The sequence below is a fragment of the Pseudomonas sp. GW821-FHT09H03 genome (assembly GCF_059415945.1).
The window spans coordinates 153,011-170,176 of sequence record NZ_JBWKOF010000002.1; the positions used below are offsets into that span (position 1 = coordinate 153,011).

Here is a 17,166-nt window from a genome sequence, read left to right on the forward strand (position 1 = left end):
CGGAAGGGTCAATACTCACGACCTCGCACACCGATCATCAGTGAAAAACAGCGAGTCCTTCTTTCTAGATAAATCAAACGCCTCGCACGGGAAACTATTGATCGTTCCCACGCTCGGCGAATGGGCACGATCTTTTGGGCCGATCAGTGTGGATCTAGATTATCCAGCACTCGATTCACCGCCATTTCCCCCAGCATGATCGACTGCTGAATTCCCAGCAGCGTGTTGCCCTGCACCCCGTTGAGACTCCTCGCGAAATCACTGACCATGACATTAGCCGATGCCAGTGACACACAGGCGTATTCCAACAGTGTGTGGTTATCGATATCGGGGGCGACGAGGAAAAGGGGGCTGGGCTGGTGTGGCGCGTCCGGATCGGAATGCGCAGGGTTTGGCGTATCGCTCATGATTCAGCATCCTGAAAAAGGCGGCCACACCCAATCGCTTGTGATCAAAAGGGTGGCAGCTGTACGCAGGTTAGCAGACCGGGTTACGTGAACCGGCGCACCCGAAGGCGCCCTGCGCACAGCGACCATCAAGAGCAGGTATGAAAATACCTGCCTTTCAGGAGCGCTAATACGCTTCACGAAACTACGGGCTGCTAAACCCGATCACTGACCATCAGTGACGCGGATCAAGCTACCGACAGCCCCTAAAGCGCACAAGCCGGCGGATTCTGGATCTGTTGTAGGCAAGACCGCAAGGTGTCGTAGCCTTGTCGATGGATTTCGGAAATGTCCCACAGCGGTTGGTAAAGGCTTCCGACAGGGTTGTTGCATCCTCGTTTCAGTTCACTGTTTTTTTATTCTTGCGGACGCCTTCGCGGGCAAGCCTGCTCCCACAGGTTTTTGTGGTGTGGCGAAAATTGTGCTCGCTCGCTGAACACTGTGGGAGCGGGCTTGCCCGCGATTAACGGCAAAGCCGTCATGGCTGCAGCGGCTCAACCTTCCTGGTCAGCAACTCCACAAAAGCCTTGGCCATCGGCGACTTCTGATCCTTGCGCTGCACCAGCCACACCGCCGAAACCGCCGCTGGATCAAGCAACGGCCGATAGACCACACCATCAATGCGCATGCGTTGATAAGACGCCGGCAACACCGATACGCCGAGGCCTGCGGCGACCAGGCCGATGATGGTCATCGCCTCGCCCGCCTCCTGGGCAAAGTGCGGACTGAAGCCGGCATCACGAGCCAGGCTGAGCAGTTGCGCGTACAGGCCACTGCCATAGCTGCGGGGGAAAAATACGAAGGGTTCGAGCGCCAGGGCCGAGAGGAATAGACCCTCTTCACTGCCACTCACCAGCGGATGCTTGGAACTGAGTACAGCCACCAAGGGCTCGCGCATCAACTCGACCACACTGAGGCTATCCGGCAGCCCAAGCGGACGCATGATCCCGACCTCGATCGACTCATCCACCAACGCATCGGCCACCTGGGTGCTGCTCATTTCCCGCAGGTTCAGGTGCACCGCCGGGAAACGCTGGCGAAAGGAAAAAATCGCCTGGGGAATGGTCGAGTTGAACGGAGCCGAAGAGGTGAAGCCGATCTTCAGCTCGCCCAGTTCACCCAGCTGCGCCCGCCGTGCAACATCCGCCGCTTTGTCGACCTGGGCCAATGCCAGGCGCGCCTCTTCCAGGAACAGACGACCGGCCTCGCTCAACTCGACCCGACGATTGGTACGCTCGAACAGGCGCGCGCCCACTTCCTGTTCCAGCGCCTGGATCTGCTGGCTCAGCGGCGGCTGGGAAATGCCCAGCACTTGTGCGGCGCGGCCAAAGTGCAGTTCTTCGGCGACCGCAATGAAGTAGCGCAGGTGACGCAGTTCCATGGAAACCTCATTAGGTCGTAAAAGCTCTCAAACAGGTCGAACAATATATTGGATTGAATCAATAGCCAGCTATATGCTTTTTTCATTGCCTGACCGGCTGCGCCATCCCGAGGTCCAACGTGAAAACCGCTATCGCCCCACTCACCCATGAAGTAGCGCCCGATATGCCTGCCCAGTTGCAGGAAATCTACATCGAAAAAGGCACCCCGGCGTTCATGCGCACAGTGCTGGCACTGTTCTGTGGCGGCTTTGCGACCTTCGCCCTGCTGTATTGCGTGCAGCCAATGATGCCGCTGCTGTCTCACGAATATTCCATCAACGCGGCACAGAGCAGCCTGATCCTCTCGGTAGCCACCGGCATGCTGGCTTTCGGCTTGCTGATCACCGGCCCCATCTCCGACCGTGTCGGGCGCAAGCCGGTGATGGTTACCGCGCTGTTCGCCGCCGCACTCTGCACCATGGCCAGCGCCATGATGCCGAGCTGGCATGGCGTGCTCTTGATGCGTGCGCTGATCGGCCTGTCCCTGAGCGGTCTGGCGGCGGTTGCCATGACCTACCTGAGCGAAGAGATTCACCCGCACCACATCGGCCTGGCGATGGGTCTGTACATCGCCGGTAACGCAATTGGCGGGATGAGCGGACGCCTGATTACCGGGGTACTGATCGACTTCGTCAGCTGGCACACGGCGATGCTGGTGATCGGTGGCCTGGCGTTGATCGCGGCGGCGGTGTTCTGGAAAATCCTTCCCGAGTCGCGCAACTTCCGCTCGCGCTCCTTGCACCCGCGCAGCCTGCTCGACGGCTTCACCATGCATTTTCGCGATGCCGGGCTGCCGCTGCTGTTTCTCGAAGCCTTTGTGTTGATGGGCGCGTTCGTCACGCTGTTCAACTACATCGGTTATCGCCTGCTGGCCGAGCCGTACCATATGGATCAGGTGTTTGTCGGTCTGCTCTCGATCGTGTACCTGTCGGGCATCTACAGTTCGGCAAAAATCGGTGCCCTGGCCGACAAGCTCGGCCGGCGCAAGGTGCTGTGGAGCACCATCGTGCTGATGATCGCCGGCCTTGCCCTGACAATGTTCACGCCGCTGGTGCTGGTGATCATCGGCATGCTCATCTTCACCTTCGGCTTCTTCGGCGCCCATTCGGTTGCCAGCAGCTGGATCGGCCGCCGGGCCCTGAAGGCCAAGGGGCAGGCTTCATCGCTGTACCTGTTCAGCTACTACGCCGGGTCGAGCATTGCAGGCACGGCCGGCGGAGTGTTCTGGCACCTGGGCGGCTGGAACGGAATCGGCCTGTTCATTGGCACGCTGCTGCTGATTGCGCTGCTGGTCGCGTTGAAGCTGGCGAAATTGCCGCTACTGCCTCAGAACGGCTCGGCTACCTGAGCACCATCTGCGCCTGCAGAACCCCTTCACGGTTTTCCAGCGTCAGCGATTGCAGCGCGACGGCGTCGCGCTCGACGTCATCGATCCACTTCATCAAGGTTTGCGCATCACCATCAAGCGTGAGGCGCAACAGCTCGCCTTCGCTCTCCATCTGCCGTATTTCCAGGCCCGCCAAAGTGACGCTTTCGCTGATGCGCAGCGAGAGCGGCTGATCAGTGGCGACAGCTGTTTGGCTGCGCGGTTGCGCCCTTTGCAGCTGCGCGGCCAGCCCCATCTGTTGCTGATATTGCCGTTCGACGGTTTCCAGACGTTGGCGCGTCGGCTGAAAGATCAGAGTGAACGCCAACACCATGAGTAAAAACCCGCCAAGTACCTGCAGCAAACGTTGTTCGCGGGCAGATATGCGTTGCCATGCCTGCTTCATGCTCCGTCCTCCACGGTGAGGGTGGCGCGCACGCGATCGAGCGCCTTGCTTGCACTGTCGACACTGACGGGAAGGCCCTGTTGGCGCCCCCGCTCGCGCAACTGTTCCAGCTCGGCAAAACTGTTGGCAGTCAGCTGGATTTTCCAGCCATCACCTGCACGAAATTCGATGCGCTGGACTTCTACATGGCTAGCACCAATCACCTGCTCGATCAGCTTGACCAGCCCTGCGACTCGCGTGTTCTGCCGGTCCGCCGGCTGGCTTTGCAGCGCCTTGAGTTGCGCCGCCATGTCGACGATGCGGCTCTGCTGCGGATAGAGCGTCTTGAACTGCTGCTCATTCTGAACCGCCAGACGGCTGGTTTCACCCGCGAGAAAATCGATGCGCGCTTCACCGGCCACCCATGCAAGCAGGATTAGCGTCAGCAACACCAGCGCACCGCTACGCCAGGGCAGACGTCTGTGCTGCAAGGCGAACCTGCCTTGCAGCAAATTGATGGCATGCGCTGGGCGGGCGCTCAGCCATTGATCGGTTCTCGTCGGGTCCTCACGATCATCCAGCCACTGGGTGTCCTCGGGCAGTGACGGCGTGAGCATCGTCAGACTCTCTTGGGACAACGCCATGCGTGCCGACAACCCTGCGCCCAACAGCCAGCGACCGAACCACCAGACGCCAAGCGGCTGTCCAGCGGGCAGCAGATCGGCATCGACGAAGACCGCGCGCACCTCTATGCCCACCTCAGCCAGCAACGCTAGCACGGCGGTCAACCGCTCCCGGCCGATCACCATCACCGGGAAGCAGCCCTCATGATCGCGCGCGCCAATACTCAAATGCACCTCCTCCAGCGCTTGGCTCAGTTGATCTTCCACGGCATAAGCAATGGCCTGAGCCTCGGGCCTGCGTCTTGTCGGCCAAGGATCGCTGCGCAACCAGCTGCACATTTCCATGGGCAACAGTACGTCGACCCGTTGCCCCTTGAGCATCGGGGCCGCTTGCGTCAACGGCAGGTGCTGACGTTGCCCGGCCTCGGACCACAGGCAGCAGGGCCAATCGCTCGAATGCGAGTCCAGGCCTTCGGCAGTCAGGTAAAGCCAGGTAGTCATTGCGCCATCTCATAGGTACTCGAAGGTAGAAAACGTCGTTGCAGCACATTCAGTTGAGCGGTATCCGGGTCGAATTCGACATCAGTGGCCAGGCGCATGCCGCGCCCGTCCCGGTTCACTTGCACGGTGATCCGATACCAGCGGCTCTGGATGCCCAGTCCGTGGCCGCTCAAGTCCGCTGTGGATAGCAGCGGGTCCAGGGTGAAGGCCTGAACACTTGTCCATGGTGTCGTCGAACCCTGCTCGACCAATGCCTCCGCGGTCGAGGCATCAACCTCGCCGAGCGTGCGTAACACCAGCGCTGGCGCGGTATTGATATTCAACACAGCGTCGTTGGGCAGCATCGACACCCAAGGTTCCAGCTGTCGCAACATCTGCGCGTCAATTCCCGGCAACAGGCGCAATTGACTGAGTTCGCGCAATGGCCCGACCTGGTCCAACTGCAACGACGGTAAACCCAGCAGATCAAGCAAACGCGCCCAACGATTGAGGGTGACCTGGTCAATCTGGCCTGAGCGCAACAACGAGTTGAGGTTGAAGCGCCCGGCCAGATCTTCGATGCTCACCCGCACCTGCTCGTCTTCGAGATCCGGCTCGGGAGTCATTCGGGCCCACGCCTGAGTGCGGTCGACGGTTTTTGCAGGCGTCTGCAGCGCGCCCTGCAACAGCAACAGCGCTTGGGTTTCCACGCCAGTGGCGAGTTGATGCAAATGCATCTGTTGCAGTTGTTGCCCGCTGCTTTGCAATGCCAGTCGATGACTGCGCAACAAGCCGCTGGTGATCAGCAACGCCAGGGTCATGATCAGCAATACGCTGATCAACGCTATTCCCCGTTGGCGCCCACTCACGGTAGTGCCCCCGGCATCAGGAACACCCTGCGAATCGCCTCGAAACGTCCGGTCGACACTTCCATTTCTACGGCCAGGGGTGCCTTGCCAGCGGGGCCGACCGGCCAGGCACTGACCCAGCCGGACTGCCTGTCGAACAGACGCCAGCGCAATCCACTGACATCCCCGAGGAGTTTTTGCCGCGACATCACTGGCGTGCCGTCCACCAGGCTTTCACGCCATAACGCGCCGTCATCGAGGCGATAGATCAGGGTTTGTCGCTCACTGCGGGGCTGATCCATGGGGTTGCGCCAATTGCTGCGCTGCAACTGCAAAAATGTCGGTGTGAGCACCAGGGGCTGCTCGGTAACGTGCAGCAGGTCCCGCTCGATCACTGCCAAGGCGCGCTGCAGGTTTCTGAACTCTCGCTCGTGGGCCGCGGTGCCCTGTTGCACCCGTACCACGCTGTCGAACAATCCCCAACTGGCCAATCCCAGCACGGCAAAAATGGCCATGGCGATCACCAGTTCGAGCAAGGTGAACCCGCGCTGCTTATTCATGGCGAGCGTGTATCCAGCCAGTGGCGCGGTGCAGCGGGTGCTCGCTGCCCGGATGGCTGACGTGAATGTCGATCTTCAGCAGGCGCGGATCGTTCGAGGCGCTGATGGACTGGTGGATCAGCCATTCCCTGCGGTCCATGAGCACGACCATCTGTTGTTGACCGACCGCCAGCCCGGGTTGCACACGTAATTCGTTCAACTGGTTGTCCGCAAGCCAGGCGGCAAAGAGTCGCTGTTCAACGGCGCCGGTCTGCTTCAAAACGTATTGGCTGGCCGACAACACAGCGGCCGCCAGCGTCGCAAAAATCGCCAGGGCGACCATGATCTCCAGCAAGGTGAAGCCGTCCATACGCGATATGGATCGCCGACTAGCCATCGATCACCACCTCGCCAATGCCGTCACTGGACAGGCTCAGCCAGGTCCGGTTTCCGGAACCGAGTGTCAGCGTGAAGGCGCTGGTTTCATCGCTGCTGTAGATCAACAACTGCGGCGCCCCTTCGTCAGCCCCCAGGCTCAATGCATAACCGTCTTGCAACAAACGCGGTCGCACGTTTTCGGGCCAGCGATACAACATCGCCATGGGCTCCCAGCCGCGATCGCCCTGACGCATCACCCGGTAGCCATCAACGCTCAACCGCAAGCCGTACTCCCGGCCCTCAAGCACGGCGCGTTCACGCAGCTGCCCCATGACGTGCACCATCGCATTCGCCTCCTGCAGGGCCTGACGCGCCGGATTCACACTCGTCGCCAGGCTCACCATTCCCAGCAAAACGCCAATAACGACGATCACGATCATCAGCTCCAATAAGGTGAAACCCCGGCAGCGGTAAACCATGGATCAGTCGCTCCGCAGACCGATATCGGCCGCATGCCCTTCACCACCGGTGATGCCATCAGCGCCTAGGGAATACAGGTCGTAACTGCCGTCGACTGACTGAACACCCGGGTTGAGGTATTGATAGGGCGTATTCCACGGGTCGACCGGCATGCTCTTGAGATAACCCTGAGGATTCCAGTTGCGCGGCACCGGTACCCCGGACGGACGTTTGACCAAGGCTTCCAGACCTTGCTGTGTCGAAGGGTAATGAGCGTTATCCAGGCGATACATTTCCAGGGCCGTAGAAATGGCCTGGATGTCGATTTTGGCGGCAGTGACTTTGGCCTGATCGGGACGGCTCATGAACTGCGGCACCACAATGGCCCCCAGTACACCGATGATGACGACCACCACCATGATTTCAATCAGGGTAAAACCTCGCTGCGCGCGGGCTATGTTGTGTTTGCGGAAACGTTGCATGGGTCAATTCACCAATTGGTTGAGGCTGAGTATTGGAAGCAGAATGGCCATGACGATCAGCAGCACGACGCCGCCCATCAACACCAGCATGGCCGGCTCGAACAGGCTCACCACCAATGCAATGCGCGCGGCAAGACTGCTTTCCTGTTGTTCGGCGGCACGGGCCAGCATGCGATCGAGCTCGCCGGCCCGTTCGCCACTGGCGATCATGTGCAGCATCATCGGCGGGATGTCGCCGCTCAGTTCCAGGCCGCGGGTCAGGGTTCCACCTTCTCGAACCGAACGGGCAACATCGACCATCCGCGCGCGAATGGTCAGGTTGCCGATGACAGCGGCGGAAATTTCCAGTGCATCCACCAGTGGCACCGCACTTTTGCCGAGGATCGCCAGGGTGCTGGCAAAACGTGCGGCTTCCATGGCGCGCAACACCTCGCCGATGACAGGCGTGTTCAGCACCCATCGATGCCAGCGCAGGCGCCACGGCGGCTGACGCAGGCTCCAGCGCCACAGGCTGAACAGCGTTGTCAGCACCCCCATCACCAGCAGGAAATGGTCGCGCAGCCCGTTGCTCAGCCCGATCAAAGCCTGGGTCAGCCAAGGCAACGGCTGGCCACTGTCGACAAAGATCTTCACCACATCCGGTACTACATAACCGAGCAGAAAACCGATGATCGCCACGCTGGCCAGCATCAGGATCAGCGGGTACACCAGGGCCATCTGGATCTTCTGTCGCGAGGCCTGACGCGCCTGGGTATAAGCCGCCAACTGTTCCAGGACATGGCCGAGATGCCCCGACCGTTCACCGGCGGCGACGGTGGCGCGAAACAATTCTGGAAACGCCTTGGGAAACTGCCCTAGTGCCGATGCCAGCGCATGGCCCTCCATCACCCGGCTCCGGACGGCTGACAACAGGCCCGCGACCTTGCGCTTGGCACTCTGCTTCGCCACTGCATCGAGGGCTTCTTCCAGGGGCAGGCCGGCCTGGACCAGCGTTGACAACTGCAAGGTCAGTAACGCCAGGTCAGCAGCGCTCAGACGCCCGCCTCGGGCCTGCCGTCCCGTACTGGCGTCGACTCTGACCTCGGTCAACGTGCGAGGCCACAAACCGCGTTCACGCAACAGTTGTCGCGCATGGCGCGGCCCGTCGGCTTCCAGCCGCCCTTTGCAGCCTTTGCCCTGTGCATCGTGAGCGCGATAGTCGAACGTCGGCACCGGCTAGTTCTCCTGGGTCACGCGCAGCAGTTCGTCGAGGCTGGTCATGCCATCCAGCACCCGCTGGCGACCATCCTGAAACAAACTGCGCGAGACCTGACGCGTCGCATCGACCAGCGCCTGCTCACTCGCGCCCTGGTGAATCAATGCGGCAACGGCAGGCGTCACGCTGATCAATTCGTAGATGCCGATACGCCCGCGATAACCGTGCTGGCACTGCTCGCATCCCGCGGCCCTGAACAGCTGCGCCGGCGCGGCCGGATCGAGTCCAAGGCGCTGACAGGCCGCCGCGTCCGCCGGGTACGAAACCTTGCAGTGGGAACACAATGTGCGCAGCAGACGCTGGGCCAGAATGCCCACCAGTGACGAGGCCAGCAGGTAGGCATCGACGCCCATGTCCACCAGACGCGTAACGGCACCAACCGCGCTGTTGGTGTGCAGGGTCGATAGCACCAGGTGCCCGGTCAGGGACGCCTGCACAGCGATCTCGGCCGTCTCGCCATCGCGGATTTCGCCGACCATCACCACGTCCGGGTCCTGGCGCAGAATTGCCCGCAGGCCTCGGGCAAACGTCATGTCCACCTTCGGATTGACCGGCATCTGTCCGACACCCGGCAGGTGATACTCGATAGGGTCCTCGACCGTCAGAATGTTGCGGGTCTGGTCATTCAGGCTGCTCAGCGCAGCGTACAGGCTGGTGGTCTTGCCGGAGCCGGTCGGCCCCGTCACCAACAGGATTCCGTGGGGTTTCCCCAGCAGATGACGCAACACTGCAAGGGTGTCGTCAGGCATGCCCAGCCGATGCAGATCAAGGCGGCCGGCCTGCTTGTCGAGCAGGCGCAGCACCACCCGCTCGCCGTGGGCTGAGGGCAGCGTCGAGACTCGCACATCGACTTCATGCCCGGCCAGGCGCAACGCCATTCGCCCATCCTGGGGCACGCGTTTTTCTGCAATGTCCAGGCGCGCCATGACCTTGATTCGCGACACCAACAGTGTCGCCAGTTCGCGCCGGGGCCTGAGCATTTCGCGCAGCTGCCCATCAACCCGCATGCGTACCGAGAGATACTGCTCGAACGTTTCCAGGTGCACGTCCGAGGCGTGCTCGCGCACCGCTTCACCGAGCAGCGCGTTGATCAGCCGGATGATCGGCGCGTCGCCCTGTTGCTCCAGCAGGTCAGCGGTTTGCGGGACCTGATCGACCAGACTGAGCAGGTCCAGCTCGTCGTCCAGCCCTTGGGCGACCTGCTCGACCGCGCTATGCCCCTCGCGATAGGCCGACGCCAGCCGCGCTGCATATTCATCGGCTGCGACAATCTGCATCGGCAGCTCACGGCCACACAGCCGGCGCGCTTCGGCCAACGCCGTCAGCGGCGCATCGCTACGCAGAACCAGGCGCAGGTCATCACCATCACGCTCCAGCAGCACGCCAAAACGTCGGGCGAACCCAAAGGGCAATTGCTCGCAGATTGCACTCATGACTTCACCGCGTCTTGCTGCGCAAGTCGAACGTCGGTGCGTCGGGATCCGGGTCGAACAACCCCCGCGCTTCTGCCGGCAGCAGCAGTGAATTGTTTTCCCCCGCCCCCGACTTGCTCAAGTCACGCAGCGCGTTGTAGCGCTGCTGACTGACCTGGGAAAGGTCTTCCTTGCTGCGCACGATGGTGGGGCGCAGGAACACCATCAGGTTGCTTTTGGTCTGGGTGTCGCGGTTCCAGCGGAACATCGCGCCCAGATAAGGAATGTCACGCAGCAGCGGCACGCCGCTTTTTTGAGTGCGCACGCTGTCGCGGATCAGGCCGCCAATCACGATGATTTCGCCATCGTCGGCGAGAATGGTGCTTTTGAGCGCGCGCTTGTTGGTGATCAAGTCAGAGGAATCAATGCCCGAAACCGACGGCGCAATATCCGACACTTCCTGCTCGACCTCCAGGCGCAGGGTCGAGCCCTCGTTGATGTAAGGCTTGATCTTCAGGCTGATGCCGACGTCTTTGCGCTCGACCGTGGTGAACGGGTTATCCGCGCCGTTGCTATTGGTGGCGTAGGAACCGGTCTTGAACGGCACGTTCTGGCCGACGATGATTTCCGCCTCCTGGTTGTCCAGGGTCAGCAGGCTCGGCGTCGACAGCAGGTTGCTGTGGGTATTGCTGGCCAGGGCCGAGATCAACGCGCCAAAGCGGTCGCTGCCCAGCCGCAACATCGCCCCTTCCGGCGCCGATTTTTTCTCGTCGAATTTCAACCCACCGACAATCGGGATGTCGGTTCCGGGAAAGTTGATAAAGCCTGACGCATCGCCGGTATTGAGGTTCCACTGGACGCCGACGGCTTCGGCGATATCTCCGGAGATTTCCACGATGGCGGCGTGGATCAAAACCTGGGCCCGGGGCTGGTCCAGCTGTCGGACGATGTTTTCTATGGTCCGCACCTGCGCTGGTTCTGCAATCAACACCAGCGCGTTCTGGCTTTCATCAGCCTTGATCATGAAATTTGAAACAGTCGATGTGTCCTTGGCATTGCCTAGGGTGGTTGCCTGCTTTCTGCCTTGGGTCATCGACTCGAGGATCTCGGCCAACTGCTTTGCATCGCTATGACGCAGGCGAATCACCCGCGCATTGTCCAGGGTCTCGCTGGCAGGTGTATCAAGCCTGCGGGCCAGATCGGTCAGGCGTTGGCGAACGGCTGGTGGACCGATGAGGATCAAACGGTTGGTTCGGCCGTCGGCCAGGACCTGTATGACTGCTTCGGTATTGCGCTTGCCCAGCGAGGCCTCCATCACGGGAGCAATGTCTGTCGCCTGAGCGTGACGCAGTTGAACGACCGCATGCAGATTGTTCTGGCCGGCATCCAATTGAGCGACAACCCTGGCGACACGCTTCACATTGGCGGCCGTATCAGTGACGACCACAGCGTTGGCTGATACCGATGGACCCACATAGCCGTTGGCCGATATCAGTGGTCTCACCAGCCCGGCAATGTCGGATGCGCTGCTGGTACTCAACTCGATGACCTGCGTGACATATTGCGAAGCCGTGGCATTTTTTGCAGTGCCGCTGCCGGCCCTGGTCTTGGCTTCAGCGACAGGGGTAATCAGGACGCGGTCACCTTCGTCGATCACGGTGAAATTGTGCGCATCGAGAACCGAATAGAACAGGCGACGCACGCCTTCGCGATCCAGGGCTTTGGGGGACATGACCGTGATGCGTCCGGAGACTCTGGGGTCCAGCACTACGGTGGTACCGAGAATGCCGGACATTTCTTCGACGATGTCCCGCAACTCGGCATTGTTCATCGCCAACTGCCATTGTTTTTCCTCGGCGCAAAGTACGCCCGGCAAGACTGCCATCGCCAAAACGAGGAAAAGCAGCGTGGTGCGCAGGGAATGCGCGCCGGTGTAGCTATTCATGGGTTAGATCACTCTGTCTGCCCGGAACTCGGGCGAAGGAAACGCGCGGCAGTGGTCACTGGTTGCGCAGCGACAGAAGGGTCGAGTCGCTGCAAAAAACGCGCGGTAGAAGGTGCAAGCGTTAAAAGCTCTTCGCGCCCCTTGTTCCACAACACGACTTGATTGAACTCCACGCGGCGAAGAACACTGCCACCGGGCAAGCGCTCACCCACTTGATAAAGGCGCGAGCCTTGCGCATTGCTTAGCAATGCCTTGGACAAACCATTGCTGACGACAAAACTGCCCTGCAAAGTCAGCGGCTCGGCACTGGGCTGCAGCGTGGTACCGGTCGACAGACCGAATACGCTGGATACCGCTGTCGCGTCCAATGGCTGTCGTGCCGGCAGTGCCGACGGAGCAGCAATGGCAGGCGGTGGTTTAGCCAGTTGCTCGCGAAAGTTGCGCTCTTGCCATACCAGGAATACTGCGCAGGTCACTGGCAATACGTACAAAAAAAGGCGGCCCAGGCGAACGCGAATGCGTTGGCTGATGAAATTTGAAAGTGCCATGTTTAACTCGATGCTCCACAGCAACACCGTCTTCAGACGACCCTGTTCAGGTCGCCTGAAGTACTGCGCTGTGAGTTACAGCTTGTTCCACGCCATGTGCCAGTGAGCACCGACACCTGGTTCGTACCCGTTCGCGGTGGGGCTGTACTGTTTGCAGTAGCCCGACTCAGGGAATGGCTTGCACTCAAAGACTTCATTGGTCTTTGGCTGCAGCACTTTGGTGCCGGCGGTGTAGCCGCTGATACCCTCAGGGAATACGAAGTCGTATTCGACGCCTGCGCCTTCACCGACGAGTTCTGCGGGTTGGCTGTCCTGAAGGGTCGTACGACCATCCAGAGTTGTGCCGGTCAATACCAGGGTGTGTGCGCCGGGATTGCTGCGAACATCCATCGAAAGAATATAGTTCTGCGCGCCAATCTCTTGTTTGAGGGAACCCACCGATTTCTGGTTTTCGTCGTACAGGTTGACTTCGATGTTCATTTTGCGCGTGGAGACAATGCCGAAATCGACTTTGGCCTGGCCTTTTTCAAGCTGATATTTTTCTGGCTTCGAACCGATGGCCAACCTGGCGCCAGGGTCTGGCAGGATGTCAGCCTTCACGATGTAACTGGTCACACCGCTTTCTTTTTGGGCGTACAGGCTGTTATTGCCTTTGATCGGCTCGATATTGCCGTTTTCGTCACGAACGCCGGCGCGGATGAGCTTGTGAGTCTGGTTGATTTTTTCAGCCAGCTTGAACGACCATTCGTTCGGTGAACCTTCCTCAGGGTTGTCGATACTGATTTCGACGCTGTACTGCGGGCTCTCACCGTTGGCGGTGAATGCGCGAGCCTTGACCTTGTCCCCGACCAGCAACGTATCCGAGGAAGCAATGCTGCCTACCCCCGACCAGCCACCCGGCAACTCAGGTTCTGCAAGGATGTTCACGTCCGCCACGTTATAAAACGCCGCGTCGGTATCACCCACGGTCCAGATCCCCAGAATCACGTGCTGACCGGATTTGTCAGCCGGGATTTGGCAATTTTGTTTGGCGCCGGCTACCGGAAGCTTATGACCGCCATCGACTGTGCAGAATGCCGCAGGTTCGAAAGTGGCCCGCGTGAGCGGTTCATTCGGGTTCCAGCCATTGCGGCTGATGAAGTACTCGTGCTTTGTGGCCGGGTGAGGAGCCGGATACTGCCATTGGAAATCAATGTTGCGATCCTTGATTTCCGTGAGGTGCCAGCGGTTCGCAGACTGAGCGTCCACGGCAGAGAACAGCGAGTGACCGCCACTCGCTATTTTGCCATCGACTGGCCCCTGCATCGGAGCACCGCCGATACCTGCCGGAAAGCCTTTGAAGGTTTCACCGACACTTTGCGGCTCGTATTGGGCTCCGCCACAGTTAACGTTTTTGCCTTGCTGGCAAAGCAGTGCACGCGAAGGCGGCACTTCAAGATATCCGTGGGCGGAAGCACTTTGCGACGCCAACATTGCCGACAACAACAGTACCGACGATGTGCCCGCAGTTAACGTAGCTCTCTTAACAAAAGTAACGCTCATAAATTCCCAACTTATCGAAATTAAGGCGCATAAATTGCGCCAGTGCTTGCGATATCGCCCTTTGCTTTCGCCTAGAGCAATCCATCAGGAATATTACGGAGCTTAAGGTAACCTCTATGTAGGATTAATCTTCAATAGCAGCTGGAAAACTCCACAGATGGAATTGTCTGACATCAAATTCCTGCAAACTCAGAAAATTTGTTTAATCGGTAATTAAACAGCACAAAAAAACCTGTCCGGCGCTAGTCCGGACAGGTTTTAGATTTGTTGCGTGTTAGTTACTGGTGATATTGCGCCGACAAATCATGCACAGCGCGCAGGAAGGCACCTGCGTGCTCCGGATCGACTTCCGGGGTAATGCCGTGACCGAGGTTGAACACATGACCACTGCCTTTGCCATAGCTGGCAAGAATGCGGCCTACCTCAGTGCGAATTGCTTCCGGCTTGGCATAGAGCACGGTCGGGTCCATGTTGCCTTGCAGGGCTACCTTGCTACCGACGCGGTCACGGGCGCTGCCGATGTCGCAGGTCCAGTCCAGGCCCAATGCATCAGCGCCAGCGTCAGCGATGCTTTCCAGCCACAGGCCGCCGCTCTTGGTGAACAGGATCACCGGCACCTTGCGACCTTCGTGCTCGCGAATCAGGCCGCTGACGATCTTGCGCATGTAGGCCAGGGAGAATTCCTGGTACGCCGCCGCCGAGAGGGCGCCGCCCCAACTGTCGAAGATCTGCACCGCTTGCGCGCCGGCCATGATCTGGCCGTTGAGGTAGCTGGTGACCGTCTGCGCGAGCTTGTCCAGCAGCAGGTGCAAGGCTTGCGGGTTGTCGTAGAGCATGGTTTTGGTCTTGCGGTAGTCTTTCGACGAGCCGCCTTCGACCATGTAGGTGGCCAGGGTCCATGGGCTGCCGGCAAAGCCGATCAGCGGCACGCGACCGTTCAGTTCGCGGCGGATGGTGCTGACCGCGTCCATGACGTAGCCGAGGTCTTTGTGCGGATCAGGGATCGGCAGGGCTTCGATGTCGGCCATTGTGCTGACGACTTTCTTGAAGCGCGGACCTTCACCGGTTTCGAAGTACAGGCCTTGGCCCATGGCATCGGGGATGGTGAGGATGTCGGAGAAGAGGATCGCCGCGTCCAGTTGTGGATAGCGGTCGAGCGGCTGCATGGTGACTTCGCAAGCGAACTCCGGGTTCATGCACAGGCTCATGAAGTCGCCGGCCTTGGCACGGCTGGCGCGGTATTCAGGCAGGTAGCGACCGGCCTGACGCATCATCCACACAGGAGTGACGTCTACGGGTTGCTTGAGCAGGGCGCGCAGGAAACGGTCGTTCTTCAGGGCAGTCATGTCGGCATCCGGAAAAAAAGTGCGGGCATTTTCTCAGAGCCGGGCGCAAAAGGCACGGTTGCAGGTCAGCCTTTTGTCTATCGGGTCAATTTGTCGCGGGGGAATGCTGACGTTGCAGCATCACAAAACACTGTGGGAGCTGGCCTGCCGGCGATGCAGACACCTCGGTTGGTCTGGTAGACCGAGGTGCCTGCATCGCCGGCAGGCCAGCTCCCACAGGTATTTCATTCCAGGATTGGAAGTTGGTTACACGCCCAGGTAATCCAGGATCCCTTCGGCGGCATTGCGGCCTTCGAAGATCGCCGTCACCACCAGGTCAGAACCGCGCACCATGTCGCCACCGGCGAAGATTTTCGGATTGCTGGTCTGGTGCTTGTACTGACCTTGTTCCGGAGCCACAACGCGGCCTTGGCTGTCGGTCTGGATTTCGAACTGCTCAAACCACGGCGCCGGACTTGGACGGAAACCGAAAGCGATGACCACGGCGTCGGCCGGGATGATCTCTTCGGAGCCCGGGATCGGCTCAGGGCTGCGACGACCACGGGCGTCCGGTTCGCCGAGACGGGTCTCGACCACTTTCACGCCTTCGACCTTGTCTTCACCAACGATGGCGATTGGCTGGCGGTTGTAGAGGAATTTCACGCCTTCTTCCTTGGCGTTCTTCACCTCTTTGCGCGAGCCGGGCATGTTCGCTTCGTCACGACGATAAGCACAGGTCACCGACTTGGCGCCCTGGCGGATCGAAGTACGGTTGCAGTCCATCGCCGTGTCGCCGCCGCCCAGGACCACGACCTTCTTGCCTTTCATGTCGACGAAATCTTCCGGCGACTTTTCAAAGCCCAGGTTGCGGTTGACGTTGGCGATCAGGAAGTCCAGCGCGTCGTACACGCCCGGCAGATCCTCACCGGCAAAACCGCCCTTCATGTAGGTGTAGGTGCCCATGCCCATGAACACGGCATCGTATTCTTCGAGCAGTTGCTCCATGGTCACGTCTTTGCCGACTTCGGTATTGAGACGGAACTCGATGCCCATGCCGGTGAAGACTTCGCGGCGATTGCTCAGCACGGTCTTTTCCAGCTTGAACTCGGGGATACCGAAGGTCAGCAGACCGCCGATTTCCGGGTTCTTGTCGAACACCACCGGAGTCACGCCACCGCGCACCAGCACGTCGGCACAGCCCAGGCCCGCCGGGCCCGCGCCGATAATCGCGACACGCTTGCCGGTCGGCTTGACCTTGGACATGTCCGGGCGCCAGCCCATGGCGAACGCGGTGTCGGTGATGTACTTCTCCACCGAACCGATGGTTACCGCGCCGAAGCCGTCGTTGAGGGTGCAGGCACCCTCGCACAGGCGGTCCTGGGGGCACACCCGGCCACACACTTCCGGCAGGGTGTTGGTCTGGTGCGACAGCTCCGCGGCCTGGAGGATGTTGCCCTCGGCCACCAGTTTCAGCCAGTTGGGAATGAAGTTGTGCACCGGGCACTTCCATTCGCAATACGGGTTACCGCAACCCAGGCAGCGGTGGGCCTGGTCGGCCGACTGCTGGGGTTTGAAGGGTTCGTAGATTTCCACGAACTCTTTCTTGCGTTGACGCAACAGTTTCTTCTTCGGATCCTTGCGCCCGACCTCGATGAACTGGAAGTCATTATTCAGACGTTCAGCCATTTTAAAACCTCATCAAACTCTTCAGG

Annotated in this window: 17 protein-coding genes; 1 reads left to right on the forward strand and 16 read right to left on the reverse strand. The window is 60.0% G+C overall.

What is annotated here, in order from left to right:
- Positions 1-143 precede the first annotated feature (143 nt).
- Complete coding sequence (locus AC07OG_RS03355) at positions 144-407, reverse strand: DUF6124 family protein (RefSeq protein WP_495066214.1); 264 nt, start codon at positions 405-407, stop codon at positions 144-146.
- Between the two features lie 517 nt (positions 408-924).
- Positions 925-1,827, reverse strand: coding sequence for a LysR family transcriptional regulator (locus AC07OG_RS03360; protein WP_495066215.1), 903 nt, complete (start codon positions 1,825-1,827; stop codon positions 925-927).
- Positions 1,828-1,991: 164 nt separating this feature from the next.
- Between AC07OG_RS03360 and AC07OG_RS03365 the strand changes: the two genes are divergently transcribed.
- Positions 1,992-3,215: an MFS transporter gene (locus AC07OG_RS03365; RefSeq protein WP_256352617.1), complete on the forward strand. Its 1,224-nt coding sequence runs from the start codon at positions 1,992-1,994 to the stop codon at positions 3,213-3,215.
- On the opposite strand, the gene AC07OG_RS03370 is transcribed toward AC07OG_RS03365, so the two are convergent.
- From AC07OG_RS03370 to AC07OG_RS03435, 14 genes are all read right to left on the reverse strand, one after another.
- On the reverse strand, positions 3,208-3,639 hold the full coding sequence (locus tag AC07OG_RS03370) for a type II secretion system protein M (protein WP_495066216.1): 432 nt from the start codon (positions 3,637-3,639) through the stop codon (positions 3,208-3,210). The genes AC07OG_RS03365 and AC07OG_RS03370 overlap by 8 nt on opposite strands.
- A complete protein-coding gene (gene gspL, locus AC07OG_RS03375; RefSeq protein ID WP_495066217.1) occupies positions 3,636-4,742 on the reverse strand; it encodes a type II secretion system protein GspL in 1,107 nt (368 codons plus the stop codon). The genes AC07OG_RS03370 and gspL overlap by 4 nt, the downstream gene beginning before the upstream one ends.
- Positions 4,739-5,590, reverse strand: a complete 852-nt coding sequence (locus AC07OG_RS03380) for a type II secretion system protein GspK (RefSeq protein WP_495066218.1) — start codon at positions 5,588-5,590, stop codon at positions 4,739-4,741. Before AC07OG_RS03380 ends, gspL begins: the two co-directional genes overlap by 4 nt.
- Positions 5,587-6,129, reverse strand: a complete 543-nt coding sequence (locus AC07OG_RS03385; protein WP_495066219.1) for a type II secretion system protein GspJ — start codon at positions 6,127-6,129, stop codon at positions 5,587-5,589. The genes AC07OG_RS03380 and AC07OG_RS03385 overlap by 4 nt, the downstream gene beginning before the upstream one ends.
- On the reverse strand, positions 6,122-6,505 hold the full coding sequence (gspI, locus tag AC07OG_RS03390; protein WP_060542637.1) for a type II secretion system minor pseudopilin GspI: 384 nt from the start codon (positions 6,503-6,505) through the stop codon (positions 6,122-6,124). Before gspI ends, AC07OG_RS03385 begins: the two co-directional genes overlap by 8 nt.
- Entirely contained in the window at positions 6,498-6,965 is a 468-nt protein-coding gene (gspH, locus tag AC07OG_RS03395) for a type II secretion system minor pseudopilin GspH (RefSeq protein WP_495066220.1), read from the reverse strand. Before gspH ends, gspI begins: the two co-directional genes overlap by 8 nt.
- A gap of 3 nt (positions 6,966-6,968) precedes the next feature.
- Complete coding sequence (gspG, locus tag AC07OG_RS03400; protein ID WP_060542635.1) at positions 6,969-7,427, reverse strand: type II secretion system major pseudopilin GspG; 459 nt, start codon at positions 7,425-7,427, stop codon at positions 6,969-6,971.
- Between the two features lie 3 nt (positions 7,428-7,430).
- Entirely contained in the window at positions 7,431-8,639 is a 1,209-nt protein-coding gene (gspF, locus tag AC07OG_RS03405) for a type II secretion system inner membrane protein GspF (RefSeq protein WP_060542634.1), read from the reverse strand.
- Between the two features lie 3 nt (positions 8,640-8,642).
- Positions 8,643-10,115 carry a type II secretion system ATPase GspE gene (gene gspE / locus AC07OG_RS03410; protein ID WP_495066221.1) on the reverse strand — a complete coding sequence of 491 codons (1,473 nt, stop codon included), beginning with the start codon at positions 10,113-10,115 and terminating at the stop codon, positions 8,643-8,645.
- 4 nt (positions 10,116-10,119) lie between these two features.
- On the reverse strand, positions 10,120-12,039 hold the full coding sequence (gene gspD / locus AC07OG_RS03415) for a type II secretion system secretin GspD (RefSeq protein ID WP_495066222.1): 1,920 nt from the start codon (positions 12,037-12,039) through the stop codon (positions 10,120-10,122).
- A gap of 8 nt (positions 12,040-12,047) precedes the next feature.
- Complete coding sequence (locus AC07OG_RS03420; RefSeq protein WP_060542631.1) at positions 12,048-12,587, reverse strand: type II secretion system protein N; 540 nt, start codon at positions 12,585-12,587, stop codon at positions 12,048-12,050.
- A gap of 75 nt (positions 12,588-12,662) precedes the next feature.
- Positions 12,663-14,129, reverse strand: a complete 1,467-nt coding sequence (gbpA, locus tag AC07OG_RS03425) for an N-acetylglucosamine-binding protein GbpA (protein WP_495066223.1) — start codon at positions 14,127-14,129, stop codon at positions 12,663-12,665.
- A 278-nt stretch (positions 14,130-14,407) separates the two neighbouring features.
- A complete protein-coding gene (gene hemE, locus AC07OG_RS03430) occupies positions 14,408-15,475 on the reverse strand; it encodes a uroporphyrinogen decarboxylase (protein WP_060542629.1) in 1,068 nt (355 codons plus the stop codon).
- Between the two features lie 246 nt (positions 15,476-15,721).
- Positions 15,722-17,140: an FAD-dependent oxidoreductase gene (locus tag AC07OG_RS03435; protein ID WP_007975602.1), complete on the reverse strand. Its 1,419-nt coding sequence runs from the start codon at positions 17,138-17,140 to the stop codon at positions 15,722-15,724.
- Positions 17,141-17,166 lie beyond the last annotated feature (26 nt).

Bases quoted from the DNA above. Each gene is read 5' to 3' on its own strand.
- AC07OG_RS03365 (WP_256352617.1), top strand. From the start codon at position 1,992: ATGCCTGCCCAGTTGCAGGAAATCTACATCGAAAAAGGCACCCCGGCG.
- AC07OG_RS03435 (WP_007975602.1), bottom strand. From the start codon at position 17,140: ATGGCTGAACGTCTGAATAATGACTTCCAGTTCATCGAGGTCGGGCGC.
- AC07OG_RS03385 (WP_495066219.1), bottom strand. From the start codon at position 6,129: ATGAATAAGCAGCGCGGGTTCACCTTGCTCGAACTGGTGATCGCCATG.
- gspI (WP_060542637.1), bottom strand. From the start codon at position 6,505: ATGGCTAGTCGGCGATCCATATCGCGTATGGACGGCTTCACCTTGCTG.
- gspD (WP_495066222.1), bottom strand. From the start codon at position 12,039: ATGAATAGCTACACCGGCGCGCATTCCCTGCGCACCACGCTGCTTTTC.
- gspL (WP_495066217.1), bottom strand. From the start codon at position 4,742: ATGACTACCTGGCTTTACCTGACTGCCGAAGGCCTGGACTCGCATTCG.
- AC07OG_RS03355 (WP_495066214.1), bottom strand. From the start codon at position 407: ATGAGCGATACGCCAAACCCTGCGCATTCCGATCCGGACGCGCCACAC.
- hemE (WP_060542629.1), bottom strand. From the start codon at position 15,475: ATGACTGCCCTGAAGAACGACCGTTTCCTGCGCGCCCTGCTCAAGCAA.
- AC07OG_RS03370 (WP_495066216.1), bottom strand. From the start codon at position 3,639: ATGAAGCAGGCATGGCAACGCATATCTGCCCGCGAACAACGTTTGCTG.
- gbpA (WP_495066223.1), bottom strand. From the start codon at position 14,129: ATGAGCGTTACTTTTGTTAAGAGAGCTACGTTAACTGCGGGCACATCG.
- gspE (WP_495066221.1), bottom strand. From the start codon at position 10,115: ATGAGTGCAATCTGCGAGCAATTGCCCTTTGGGTTCGCCCGACGTTTT.
- AC07OG_RS03360 (WP_495066215.1), bottom strand. From the start codon at position 1,827: ATGGAACTGCGTCACCTGCGCTACTTCATTGCGGTCGCCGAAGAACTG.
- gspH (WP_495066220.1), bottom strand. From the start codon at position 6,965: ATGGTTTACCGCTGCCGGGGTTTCACCTTATTGGAGCTGATGATCGTG.
- gspG (WP_060542635.1), bottom strand. From the start codon at position 7,427: ATGCAACGTTTCCGCAAACACAACATAGCCCGCGCGCAGCGAGGTTTT.
- AC07OG_RS03420 (WP_060542631.1), bottom strand. From the start codon at position 12,587: ATGGCACTTTCAAATTTCATCAGCCAACGCATTCGCGTTCGCCTGGGC.